Below are 12,931 nucleotides of genomic sequence, written 5' to 3' on the forward strand. Positions count from 1 at the left end.
GCATCTAGACTGTGGTTGGAAGCACTTGCATAGCAACGTACTGGTTTTTGTATCAATGGAGTTAGGCCGCGGACCTCTTGGTGTAACCGTTGGGTTGTAGATCGTTGGTGCGCTGTCGAGTAGAACGGTGCTGGATTGCGGGCTAGGATGCTGGTGTGATGTTGAGTACGATGGTGCTGGATTGCGGGCTAGAACGCTGCTGCGATGTTGAGTAGGATGGTACTGGATTGCGGGCTAGGATGCTGGTGTGATGTTGAGTACGATGGTGCTGGATTGCGGGCTAGGATGCTGCTGCGATGTTGAGTACGATGGTGCTGGATTGCGGGCTAGAACGCTGCTGCGATGTTGAGTAGGATGCTGCTGCGATGTCGGTTACGTCACCCAAAAGGCCACTCCACCACAATTGAGATACCGTGTTGCGGGAGTGGGAACCGATGAAGAAGTAGTGCATATCCCGCCCGCAAGAGTATGATAGCATCTCTAGCGCCATAGCTCAATGGTGCATGGGTAGTATCTGATCATACCTCTAGGTACTACCTCAATGACACCACGAAGTACCACAGCGATGCGCCGTCATATCACATGTCACCTCCGGTGGGGGTTCGGGGGCGGCTCCGACGCCCCCGAAGATCTTTTTTGGTGTTTGGGACTTCAGCCACAAAGACTTTACCCATGCTCTAGTATCACATCCGCTTGATGAGCAATAGCGTCACATCATCAAACGGAGGTTGGCCGCGACCGTGGGCATCAACTGCGCCACTGATCGCCTGCATGACCACACCGACATCATACTCGGCGTAGGTGCGAATGATCTCGCGCAGACGTTCAACGCCAAACTCACACTGAGCATCATCAATTGCCTCGGTGACACCATCGGTATAACAGACCAACAGATCACCAGGGGCCATAATGGTCTCGGCTTCGTGGAGGTGGATAGTCTCCAGAACACCCAGCGCAATACCGGGGGTATGCAGGGCTTCAAAGGTTGCCGTTTGGCAATGGTAGAGCAGGGGTGGGTTATGTCCAGCCGAGGTATAGCGTAAGCGCCCGGTAGCGGTATCGAGCAGACCATAGAAGAGCGTAACAAACATCCCCGACTCGGAGTCACGGCTAATCCAGCGATTTGCGCGTTCGATAGCGAAAGAGGGCGTCGAGCCATCGAGGGCTGAGGCACGCACGAGCGAGCGCGACATCGCCATAAACATCGCGGCGGGCACACCCTTATCACTCACATCAGCAATCACGAAGCCGAGTTCGCCCCACTGGGGAATATCATCATGCACCCAGACCGAAGTACCGGCCACCTCATGCATAAAGGTCGCAGCGTGGGGTTGGAGGGGATCACTCGGTGTTGATTGATCTGAACGGGGCGGCAAGCGCCAGAAATCGTAGAAATCCCCCCCCACCATACGTGCCGAGTGCCAGGCGGCATCAATCTGCCAGCCGGGGATACGTGGGGGATGCGCGGGAAGCAGCGCGGTCTGAATCTCGCGGGCGACACGCAGTTCTTGTTCCATCCGCGCCGCCTCTTCGGCCTCACGGGCCAGGAGGAGGCTTTCGAGCGCCCCGGCTACCTGAGCCGCCGCACCGGTACTCAGGCTAATCTGGCGGGTATCGAGCATAACCAGCGGCTCATCCCAATCGAGGATGAGCGCCCCCAACAGACTGGCACGAACCAACATGGGCAAGACCACCAGCGTACCGCTGCCGACTGGCCCGATCACCTGCGGCCAGAGTTCGGGCTGATCCTGCGCTTGGTGCAACACCAGCGGGCGCATGGTGGCGGTACCTTCGGCGGCAAGTGCGTGCAGACGCGCCAAGAGCGGCGCGGTCTCTATTGCAATCGAGTGACCAACCAGTTGCGCATGGAGCGTGCTGCTCAGGCCATACGCAGCCAGCAGCGCAAAACGGCCCTCACGGCTCCAGAGCAGGCAGTAGCAACGGGTACAGCCAAAGAGTTGGGGCGGGAGGCGCACCACCGTCGCCAGCAAGCTATCGAGCGTACTAGCCCGCCCGATACTCTCGGCGACTTGGAGCAGCGCATTGAGCGTCCATGCCTCTTCTTGTTGGGCGGTATAGGTATTGGCACTATCAATTGCAACCGCAATCTGACCAGCGAGTGTCTGCATCACAAAGAGATCATCGGCATCAAAATCATCAACCTTATCGCTCTGCACATCGAGCACACCGATCACCTGCTCGCCAATGCGCAACGGCACCGCCAACTCCGAACGAGTCGTCTGGCTATCCTGGATATAGCGGGGGTCATGTTGCACATCGCCAACCAGCACCGCAACCCGACTCAGAGCGGCACTCCCAACGACCCCTTGGCCCAAACGGAGCGGCTCGCTATCCAAACCAGCAGCTTGCTCCACGTCAGCGGTTGTGGCGCGAAAGCGGATGAGCGTCGCATCGGGATCAATAGTGAAGATATGGACGGGGTGGTAGCCGAAGTGTTCACGGATGAGGCGCACCACCGAGGGCAAGAGCTCATCCAGATTAAGGATCGCGGTAATCTGTTCGCTCACCTCATGGATAGCCTGGAGCTGAATCGCACGCTGCTTCGCTTGGTGGAAGGCACGAGCGCGGGTAATCGCCACCGCCGCCTGGTCAGCGATCAAGGAGAGCAGGCGTAGATCATTCGCCCCAAAGGCATTGGGTTGATAGCTTTGCACCGAGATCGAGCCAATAACATCCTCACCAGCGATCAGCGGCACATAGATCCCGGAGCGCGGCGGGCGGTTACTCTGGTAGCGGGGCCGAGCGGGGAGGCGATGCATCTCACGATCAAAATCTTCAACCAGCAGGGCGCGACCCGTCTGCCTAATCCAGCCAATAATACCATCACCAGCACCTAGATCGAAGGTCAGTACGGGCATGCGCACGCGATCCTGGATACGCACCTTGAGGGTATAGTAGGTATCATCGAAGAGACCGATATGGAACGAGGCGGTATCAATCACCTTACTCGACTCGCGGTAGATCAACTCGCAGAGCGCATCAACATCAAGCTCACTCCGAATGATCGCCCGACTGGCCTCATTGAGCAGGGCAAGCTCGCGCACCGAGCGACGTTGGGCCAACAGCGTCCGGTTGACGCGATAGAGCGCGGCACCGAGCAGCAGCGCCAAACCACCAAAGAGGAAGAGCGTCCATGGCGAGGGTAGCGGAACGGGAACACGCGCAAGCCACAGCCAACCAATACTCCCCACGACGAGGCAGTAGAGCAGCAGCACGAGCCATGCACGTCTCACGCACGTCCCAGGCCGAACGATGATCGCGCCTCCTCCACAGTCGTATGGATGGCAAAGACCTGCGTGAACCCAGTGAGCGCAAAGACCTCATGAACCTGGGGTTGGAGGCCAGCTAAGCGCAACTCACCACCCAAGGTCATCAACTCTTTACGGATGAGCAGGAGGGTACGCAGCCCACTACTCGAAAGGAACGCCACATCACTGAGATCAAGGAGCAGAAAGCGGGCACCCGCCGCGATCTGCATATGCACGAGCTTATTGAGTTGTGGAGCGGTCAGCGCATCCAGGCGCCCAGTGACCGGCATCACCACCACATCATCGCGGAGGCTGGCGCTCAGATACTTAACCATGGTGAGGACATTACCCTCTTGAGGATGAAAATCGAAGCGCGCTTCATCCATGAGGCGCGTTATCAGATAGATACCCAAGCCACCAACTTGGCGATCTTCAAGCGGTGAACGAATATCAGGTTCGGGCACACTCTGGGGATCAAACTGACGGCCCTGGTCGCGCAGGGTGATAATAAAGCGACTCGACTCACAGGCCCAACTCAGCGTAATATTACCCGGATATTCCAGGTCATAGGCATGTTGAATCACGTTGGTGGCTGCCTCATCCACAGCAAGCTGAACCTGCCATGTGGCACGTTCATCTAGGCCGCACTGTTCAGCAGCTTCGGTAATAAACGCACTAATCTTCGCCAGCGCGTCCAAGTCAGCCGTGAGGGTGATGGTATCCATAGCTCAGATGGGGATGCAGGGTGAAGGGCGAAGCCGGAGCGCATCCCTCAGCCCCGATCATGGTTTAAAAGGAACCCACCGCCTCGACGGTATCAGCATACATCTCAAAGAGCGAGGTAAAGCCGGTGAGATCAAAGACCTCTTTAATCTTAGGCGGCAGATTAGCAATCCGAATATCGCCACCCTCCAGATCGGTAATCTTCCATTCACGGGCACGTTTACGTGCCTCGATCAGCACGCGCAGTCCAGGGCTACTAATATACTCCAAGCCAGCGAGATCGAGGACAATACGATAGCGCCCCTCAGCAAAGAGGGCATCAATCTGTTGTTTCAGTTTCGACGCTGTGGCGGCATCAATACGACCAACAACCTCGATCAGATCCACGCGATTCATTGCGCGGTGACTGATCTCCATGCGAACCTCCTTATAGCTGCTTCAATGCAGGTATCAATGATCAATCCTCATACCACTAATGGTTCCGTCGGATGTTTACGCACTGCCAGCGGAAGGGTGGCACGAATTTTGCGCAGTCGGGTCAAAGCATCAATTGCCGCTTCGTGAACATTGGCGTCCGAGTCTTCCATGGCCTTGGTGAGAGCGGTAAGTACAGAGGTACTCGCTGCTGCCGCGCCAATCCGACCGAGGGTACGCGCCGCAGCTTCACGGGTATAGGGGTCATCATCGCTGATCATGGCCGTCAACTGGGTAATCAGCGAGGGGGTACCGGCCAACTCACCAAACTGGCCCAGAATGAGCGCCGCCGCCGAACGCACGAAGCTATCTTTATCGCCGAGACAATGGCCGAGGTGATCGATCAACTGCGGGGAAGCGATCCGATCACGCAGCGCCCCTAGTGTGCGCGCCGCAGCATAGCGGGTCTCAAGATCACAATCGTAGAGAGCTACCTTGGTGAGTGCCTTGACTAGCGGAACGGGCGGATTACCGGCGAACTGACCGAGCATACGTGCAGCGGCCGAGCGTACATGCGAGGCACTATCGCTCAGGCCATCGTGCAAGAGCACCAGATCGGCGGCACTATAGTTGCCATTGCGTTGGCGTAGGCTGCGGATCGTCTCATAGCGCGACTGCCAGCCCGGATCATGCAACAACTGACGCAGATGAGCCAGTTCACCCGGCCCGTAGGTATCAATCTCGTGGAGCAGAGAGAGGCGCAACCATTCATCACGCGAACTATTGAGACGCTGACGGGCCAAATGTAAGACATTGAGCGTAACGATCAGTTGCTCAATCGCCATGCGCAGATCGACCTTGGTACGCAGCTCGCGCTCGATCATCTGCGCCACCTGATAACGCATCTGACTGGCCCGGCGCACGATCTGATCGGCCCCACTCCCCTGAACAATCGCAGCTAAGGCCAGTACTGCGGCAACTGGCTCCTGCTGAAATGCGTCCAAGAAGGGTTCGAGGGTGCGCACGGCTAAATAGCCAAGTACGGTACTCGTACCGGCAAGCTGAATGTCTTGGCGCGGGTTGCGAGCAAAGTTACTCAGGCGGTCTGCAACCCGCGTTCGCCAGGCTTCTTGGTCAAACATGGCTTTGACGACGAGATGTCGCTCCTTGGTATGCTACGTAGCATTATAGCATACCACTTTTATGCGGGTTGTAGGAAATGTGAACCTAAGATTACAATTAGACGCAAGATTTTGTGTCTCTCCACCCGGTGCCCGTATATGGTAGGATAGAAGACCATGATGTTCAATGACGTACCGGTACCAGAAGGAATGTTATGTCCCAAGAATCTCAGGAAGTGCAAGAGAGTATGGCGCGGGTACGCCGGGGATGTCTCGGTGTTGCGGCCATCTTTATGGCATTAGCGCTCATCTTTGTAGTTTCGACCGGCAACCTCTTCTTCTCGGTCTTTCTGATTGGAGCAGCGATCTCGTTTTGGCTCTGGCGGGTGACTCGTTAGGGCAAGGAGGTTAGTCGTATGCTCCCAGAGACCCCCGCACCAGCGCGGATCATCCTATCCATCCTGGGGTTGGTGGCGGTTATCGTTTCGTTGATCATCGGTTTTATCAATCCGATTGGCCTCTGGCACTGGATATTCTTGCTGGTAGCGCTCGGATGCCTCATCGCATCACGACGGGTACACTAGCGTGGTATACTTTGCTCAGGAAAAGCCCATACTCTGTCAGGAGTTGGCGCAATGAGAGTGCGTTTTAGCGCTCGCTCCGATATTGGCATGCGGCGCGAGGTGAACCAGGACGCTTACGGAACCACGGAGTTGTCACAGGCGACACTACTCCTGGTCTGCGACGGCATGGGCGGCCATGCCGCCGGTGAGGTGGCTAGTCGCCTAGCAGTTGACACCATCCTTGCGACGTTTGTTGAAGATGCACCACCCGATACAGCCCTGCGTCAAGCCTTTGTGGTAGCAAATGAGACGATCTACCGCGAGGGACGCGGGAGTATGGGGACCACCGGAGTCGCGGCGCTCTTGCGTGGGGATACGCTCTTTGTGGCGAATGTGGGCGATAGCCGTGCCTACCTGATCCGCGAGGGGCAGATCTCCCAGATTTCGCGCGATCACTCCTTTGTCTCCGATCAAGTTGCGGCGGGGTTGATGACTCCAGAGCAGGCGCGGACATCCAATGTTCGCAATATCATCACCCGTGCCCTCGGCTATCAAGCAGAAGTACAGGTGGATACCTTCAACCTCGCACTTCTGCCGGGGGATACCGTAGTGCTCTCGTCAGACGGGATGCATGGCTTGATCGAGGATGCGGAGATTGCGGAAGTTGCGAGTATGTTGCCGCCTGAAGAGGCGGTGCAACGGCTCGTAGACACTTCAAATGCGCGTGGAGGCCACGATAACATCACGGTGGTGATCGGGCAGGTGGATGAGATCGATCCGATCAGGAAGACAGAGGTTCCTACCAATGCGGTGGCGCGCAGCCCTACCCAACCATTGACGAGTGGTAGTCAGCAGGCAGATGAGGAGCGTAGACCCAAGGATGCGGGTGAACGCCCGCTTTCGCGCATTGGGTTGCTCCTCGCTGGCCTACTGCTGATCTTGTTGGTGGGGAGTGGGGTCTTCTTTGTTCAAATGTATGGTGGCTCCGCAACGGATATTCCTACCGCTACGGTCGCCACCACCACCGCCACAGTCGCCGCGACCACCACCACCACCACAGTCGCCGTGACCACCACCACCACCGCCACAGTCGCCGTAACCACCACCGCCACGGTCGCCGCGACCACCACCACCACGGTCGCCGCGACGAGCACGGCTACAATCACCCCCAGCCGTACTGCCACCCCCAAACCCAATCCAATGATCCCCCCAACTCGCCAGCCCTAAACCAACCCTACGTGCGCCAAGCGTGGTACAATACACCCGCAAAGATGTTCGTGCGTTAGCAGAGCAGGGGTCTCTATGCCGATCCGTCTCCTTGATGCAACCATCGCCGCCCAGATTGCGGCGGGTGAGGTGGTGGAACGCCCCGCCTCGGTGATCAAAGAACTGGTCGAGAATGCGCTAGATTCCGGTGCTTCACGCATCACTATCGAGGTGCGCGGCGGCGGGTTGCGCGAGTTAAAGGTGCAGGATGATGGCTGTGGGATTGCCAGCCACGAGGTGGAACTGGCCTTTGAGCGCCACGCGACGAGTAAACTGCAAGCCGCCGATGATCTCTTCAACATCCGCACACTGGGTTTTCGCGGCGAAGCTCTGCCAAGTATCGCCAGTGTCGCGCAACTGGTCTGTATCACCCGCAACGCCAACGAAGAGGTGGGAACGGAACTGCGCATCGCCGGAGGAGAACTGCAAGCCCGGATTCCGTGTGGCTGTTCACCGGGGACGAGCATCAGTGTGCGCAATCTCTTCTACAACCTGCCAGTCCGGCGGGAGTATCTGCGCTCGGAGGCGACCGAACTGAGTGCGATTAGTGCGGTGGTGCAACAGTATGCCTTGGCTTACCCAGAGGTGCGCTTCAGCATGATTCTGGATGGGCGGCTGGCGCTCCAGACGAGTGGCGATGGCGACCGGCGCAGTGTACTGATCGAGATCTATGGGTTGGATATTGCGCGCCAACTGCTGCCGGTCGAGTCACAGGCAGGCGAGGATGTGCAGGCGGTAAGCGTCAGTGGGCTGATCTCACCACCTGAATTAACGCGCAGTTCACGCAGTTACATCCACGTCTTTGTGAATCGGCGCGCCCTCCAGCCACGTGGCCCGCTGGTGGCGGTGGTCGAAGATGCCTACCACACCATGCTGATGAAGGGGCGACATCCGCTGGTGGCGCTCGATATTCGGGTACACCCGACTGCCGTTGATGTGAATGTCCACCCCACCAAGAGCGAGGTCAAGTTTCGTTTCGGGCCACAGGTGCATAGTGCGATTGGGCGGGCAGTTCGCGAGGCACTCGTGTCCGGGGCGGGCATCCCCGATTGGGCCGAGAGCAGTTATGATCCCTCTGGGGTGCAGCGGCGCTTCGAGTTGCGCCAACTGGGGCAACCGAGCCGCCCGGCGGAGCCACCCACCTCGGCGTGGGGTGTTGGGGCAGCCACATGGGATGTCGAGCGCTCACGCTGGGATGTTGGGGGCGGGAATGAGGTGGGCGCGCCAGTAGCAGACGATACACCTCCCGTATTGCCTCCCGTGCAGCCCCAATCCAACCCGGCGACCATCCCACCGCTACGGGTAGTCGGTCAGGTGGGGCTAACCTACATCGTTGCCGAGGCTCCAGAGGGGATGTATCTCATTGACCAGCATGCCGCCCACGAGCGCATCACCTATGAGCGGCTGATGGCCCAACGCGCCTGTGGAACACTCGAATCGCAGGGCTTGTTGCTGCCCCTGGTAGTGCCGCTGGCCCCGGCGAGTAGTGCGTTACTCCTAGGGTGCCCCGATGAACTGGCGGTGCTCGGCTTTCAGCTTGAGGAGTGGGGCGAGGGGGTGCGGGTGCGTACCGCCCCGGCCACGCTGCCCAGTGATGAGATCGCGCAAGCAGTAACCGAGTTGGCCGAACATCTGGCGGGGCGCGGCGGCACTACCCCCGCCGACCGCTACGAGGAGATCCTGATCACCCTAGCATGCCATACCTCGGTACGGGCCGGGCAGACGCTCTCGCACGAGGAGATGCGCCAACTCTTACGTCAACTTGAAGCCTGCATCAGCCCGCGCACATGCCCGCATGGCCGCCCAACCATGATCCTGTTAAGCCCGACGCAGTTGGAGCGCCAGTTTGGGCGACGGGTTTAGGGGATCTTTTCAGACCGGGCATGTGCAAAGTCACCTACGGTGGGGGTTCGGGGGCGGCGAAGCCGCCCCCGAAGATCTTTTTTGTTGTTTTTTGGCGGCTACGCCGCCAAAAAACAACAAAAATGGGGCTTGGGGCTTACGCCCCAAGATACTTCACTGCACCGGGGTAAACGGCACCTGACAAGGAATACCGGCAGCCACGTACATAGTACGAGTACCGAGATCCATCACCACGCCACAGACACTCTCGGCGCGATCCACTGCGGCCAGCCGCAGATCGGGGTGGCGGCAGATACAGCGCGGGTCGCCATCGTGGTCGCGCAGGATGGCCTGAAAATCGCTGATCGCCAAGTGTGGCGTGGCGCGCAGAAGATCCCAGGCCCGCCCCAGGCGCTCGCGGGTGGTCGAGAGCGCCGGGTCAATTTCGCACTCACCCACCAGGGTCCCGGCATCAAGGCAGTGGTTGGCATGCGCGAGGCGGCCCGCCTCTGGCAGCACCTCGGCCACACCCGCCGGGGTGATCTCCAAACTGACCAGATCGCCATCAGCACTGGCCACGGTGATGCAGGATGAACCGGCAGCGGGAGCCACATCGGCGGCGGCACGCGCCTGAGCAAAACTAGTCGCTTGGAGCATCTTGCGCAACAGCACATGCACCGGCATGCCCACACCCTGCCCATCAGCATGGGATCGGAGAAGATTCAGCGCCACCGCCAAACCGGCGCTATTGAGGCCGATCTTGGCCAGCATACCGGCTTCGGTCATGGTGAGGATGCTCGGTTCACCGGGAGTGTGGATGCGCAGCAGCAGACACGCCGCCCGCTGATCCCCCTGCCAATCCCAGGTCTGGGCGAGGATGCTGGTGCCAGTGGCGGTTGCGCTGGGCTGCGCGGCGGCAGTGGTACACTCGCCATCATCCACCGGGGTAGCGGTAGAAACGGTGGGAGTATCGAGGTGGAAGGGAACCCCCGCCGCCCGGTTGCGGGCATCAGCAGCGGGCCAATCGGGGTGAATCACGCCATTGCCGATCCCGGCCATGAGTTCGGTACGCACATTGAGCGCCAGAATTTCACCTAGCTCGCGGCCAGCACCAGCGGCAATCCCGCGCATCTCTTCGAGGAGGTCGGGAGCCACCTCGTGCAGCAAGGGCAGATACTCCAAGGCAGCAGTTTGGCTGGCGGCCCAATCCATCCCTCGGCGGTAGGCGAAGAGGCGCGAGTAGCTGGCGATGCTATGGGCGATCATGTGCGGGACGGCGGAGCCATACTGCTGGCCACGGCTATACGGGGTGCCGGTAATGGTGATTTCGGGGAACATGGAGATCCTTAGATACCTGTTCACACTTGGGGTAAACAGAAGCCTCGTATTGACGCAAAGACGCAAAGATGTTGATGGGAGTCTATCTTGAAGGCTTTGCGGCTTGGCGTCTTTGGGTCAAAACCGGGATGCGCAGAAAAGCCTGAACACTTACGCTCTATGGCGTTATCGTTAGCACTGTTCCAGTGGTGCTGACAAACGGGTTGCGCAGCAGATCGGCGTAATCGGCGCGCAAATTGAGAGCCACCGGACCAGTGCCAATGGTACTGGTGCGCAGGGTGATCGTGAAGGTGGCACTACTCCCCGCCGCAACCGGGTCGGCCATAGTGACGGTGAGCGTGTTGTCTAGTTGATTACACGTCGCCCCCGTACAACTCACAAACGTGAGATCACTGGGGAGCGTGAGACTGAACGTGGTACCCAGCGCCGCCCCCGCCGTAGCGCCACTGGAACGATTGGTATAGGCGACCCCAACATCAAACAGGGTATTGCGGGCCACCGTGGGTACACTCGGCGTCATACTCAGCGCCAGATCGGGAGTACCGGGCTGGGTGATATAACTCGGTTGATCGGTCTGCCCCTCCTGGATCAACTGATTTTCAATCACCAGCTCATCAGTACAGGTGACAATCTTCCACCACCCTGGCTCAGGATTAAGGTAGGTATCCCCACCACGGGTATCTACAGTGCCATTATTCCAACTCATATCACCAGATCGCGTCCCTGCGAATCCGCCCGTATTCGCCAGCGGATCGTAAACTGCACTTGGTGGATAGTAGTGTAAGCGGGTTGTGAGCCATCCACCCATACTAGTATCATCCATATCATAATTATGGAAGGTCACTGAGGGTTGGCCGGGTGCAACATATTCATACGTAGTGGTACAGCGATTATTGCCCGCTAGGTAGCGCAGTTCGGCCTGTTGCATCCCCACGATGATCTCATCGCCAGTGCCGGGGAGACCATCATAATCGAGGTTAGAAGCGCCACCCTGCCAGGCCACGCGCACACCCCAACCGTTCACGTCATTGTCCGAGGTTTCGGTGCGCAGCAAGAAGGTGCCACACGAGCCAGCCGGGAGCGTCGTAAAGGTCTCCCATGTTGCTACTGGGGCTGGAGTAGGCTGCGGATAGGTATCCGTGACAATACCCGGCCCTGTGGGCAGACCATCGGCATAAGTCCAAAGATCTGACATCTGATAGAGCCAGAAGGTTGTCAGATCGGCAGGCAGATTGACTGTATCATCAGGAGAGGCCGCATTCACCGCCGCATCATAGAGATCGATCTGGAGCGCAGGCCCACTGGTCAAACAAGGGATGTCAATCCGCATATAGGTTGACGTACTTGCGCGATTGGCATAGTAGTTCCAACCGTTGTTCGTATAGTTCGGCCCCGGCGTCTGAATAAAGTTGGCTTGTTCGGTCAGCACGGGGCGATCATTATCAATGATCGCGAGTGTGGCTGTGGCCGGACTGCGCGTCAAACCCACCACCGGGTTGAGAGTCAGCGTCAAGGTCTCATCAAGTTCTTGCAGACCATCATTGATGATCGGCACACTGATCGTCTGCTCGATCTGGCCGGTGGCAAAAATGAAGCTACCCGGCGGATTGGTGTAGTCACCAGGCACAATAGCGGTGCCGGCAAGTGTCGTATAAGTGACGGTAAAGTCTGCTGGGGCGGGGGCACTCAGGCGCACCCGCAAGATGGCATTGCCAGCATTTTCGGCGACACTATAGTTAGCCTGCGTAAAGCCGATCACCAGGGTATCGGTGGGATCATTCAGGATCGTAGCGATGCCCTGATTATCGAGGATCGCAAGTGGCGTGGGGCCGGTGGTGGTGGGATTACTGAGCAGAACCACAAAGAACTCATCAGGCTCAAATACTGTATCACCGAGCACCGGCACACTGATGGTGGCGGTAGTTGTGAGGTCTGGGATGATAAGTTGCCCGGTAGTGGTGGTGTAGTCACTCCCCGCCGTAGCGGTCATTGCAACCGTGGTGTAGTCCACCCGCACCTCACCCCCAGCAGCCCCACTCAAACTGACGGTAAAGATAACGTTCTGGCCAACATCGCCCTCATACACACTGACATCATCAATGGTGATCTCAATTGTGTCGTTATCGGTGATGGTGGCGATATAGTTAGGAATCGTCAGCGGATTGTAGATCAGATCGGCACTACTCACCCCAAAGCTGATCGTGCCGGTGTGAACTCCTTCATAGACCAGATCATCCACGGCAGTGACGGTGATCACCCTGGGCGTCGCCCAATCCGCATCGGTAAAGGTCAGCGCCTGGGTCGCCACACCGTCCACCAGCACTTGCGTACCGGCATTCAGCGTGATAATGACATCATCCGTGGGTTGGGTATTCAGTACGAGGCTGAAGGTGAC

10 protein-coding genes are annotated in these 12,931 nt (G+C 58.3%); 4 read left to right on the forward strand and 6 right to left on the reverse strand.

Annotated elements, in window-relative coordinates; translation table 11 throughout:
* Positions 1–683: 683 nt before the first annotated feature.
* The 4 genes from EKD03_RS06250 to EKD03_RS06265 all read right to left on the reverse strand — a co-directional run bounded on the left by EKD03_RS06250 (position 684) and on the right by EKD03_RS06265 (position 5,548).
* Entirely contained in the window at positions 684–3,254 is a 2,571-nt protein-coding gene (locus EKD03_RS06250; protein WP_129628694.1) for a SpoIIE family protein phosphatase, read from the reverse strand.
* Positions 3,251–3,994 (reverse strand): anti-sigma factor antagonist, encoded by a 744-nt coding sequence (locus EKD03_RS06255; protein WP_129628696.1) that lies wholly within the window; start codon positions 3,992–3,994, stop codon positions 3,251–3,253. The genes EKD03_RS06250 and EKD03_RS06255 overlap by 4 nt, the downstream gene beginning before the upstream one ends.
* Positions 3,995–4,058: 64 nt before the next feature.
* On the reverse strand, positions 4,059–4,409 hold the full coding sequence (locus tag EKD03_RS06260) for an STAS domain-containing protein (RefSeq protein ID WP_129628698.1): 351 nt from the start codon (positions 4,407–4,409) through the stop codon (positions 4,059–4,061).
* Between the two features lie 47 nt (positions 4,410–4,456).
* Positions 4,457–5,548 carry a HEAT repeat domain-containing protein gene (locus tag EKD03_RS06265; RefSeq protein ID WP_129628700.1) on the reverse strand — a complete coding sequence of 364 codons (1,092 nt, stop codon included), beginning with the start codon at positions 5,546–5,548 and terminating at the stop codon, positions 4,457–4,459.
* 194 nt (positions 5,549–5,742) lie between these two features.
* Between EKD03_RS06265 and EKD03_RS06270 the strand changes: the two genes are divergently transcribed.
* The 4 genes from EKD03_RS06270 to mutL all read left to right on the forward strand — a co-directional run bounded on the left by EKD03_RS06270 (position 5,743) and on the right by mutL (position 9,219).
* The gene (locus EKD03_RS06270) at positions 5,743–5,925 is read left to right on the forward strand and encodes a hypothetical protein (protein ID WP_129628702.1); all 183 of its coding nucleotides are present in this window, start codon (positions 5,743–5,745) and stop codon (positions 5,923–5,925) included.
* Positions 5,926–5,943: 18 nt separating this feature from the next.
* Positions 5,944–6,111 carry a hypothetical protein gene (locus tag EKD03_RS18620; protein ID WP_174842820.1) on the forward strand — a complete coding sequence of 56 codons (168 nt, stop codon included), beginning with the start codon at positions 5,944–5,946 and terminating at the stop codon, positions 6,109–6,111.
* A gap of 51 nt (positions 6,112–6,162) precedes the next feature.
* Positions 6,163–7,317 (forward strand): PP2C family protein-serine/threonine phosphatase, encoded by a 1,155-nt coding sequence (locus EKD03_RS18940; RefSeq protein WP_129628704.1) that lies wholly within the window; start codon positions 6,163–6,165, stop codon positions 7,315–7,317.
* Positions 7,318–7,392: 75 nt separating this feature from the next.
* Positions 7,393–9,219, forward strand: coding sequence for a DNA mismatch repair endonuclease MutL (gene mutL / locus EKD03_RS06280; protein ID WP_129628707.1), 1,827 nt, complete (start codon positions 7,393–7,395; stop codon positions 9,217–9,219).
* Between the two features lie 153 nt (positions 9,220–9,372).
* Here the strand turns inward: mutL and EKD03_RS06285 are convergent, their stop codons facing one another.
* Both EKD03_RS06285 and EKD03_RS06290 read right to left on the reverse strand, forming a co-directional pair.
* Positions 9,373–10,536: a C45 family autoproteolytic acyltransferase/hydrolase gene (locus EKD03_RS06285; RefSeq protein ID WP_129628709.1), complete on the reverse strand. Its 1,164-nt coding sequence runs from the start codon at positions 10,534–10,536 to the stop codon at positions 9,373–9,375.
* A 157-nt stretch (positions 10,537–10,693) separates the two neighbouring features.
* Positions 10,694–12,931, reverse strand: a 2,238-nt coding sequence (locus EKD03_RS06290) for a Calx-beta domain-containing protein (protein ID WP_274542397.1), incomplete at its 5' end; no start/stop codon positions are given.

It is taken from the genome of Candidatus Oscillochloris fontis (genome assembly GCF_004138135.1).
Taxonomy (GTDB): domain Bacteria; phylum Chloroflexota; class Chloroflexia; order Chloroflexales; family Chloroflexaceae; genus Oscillochloris; species Oscillochloris fontis.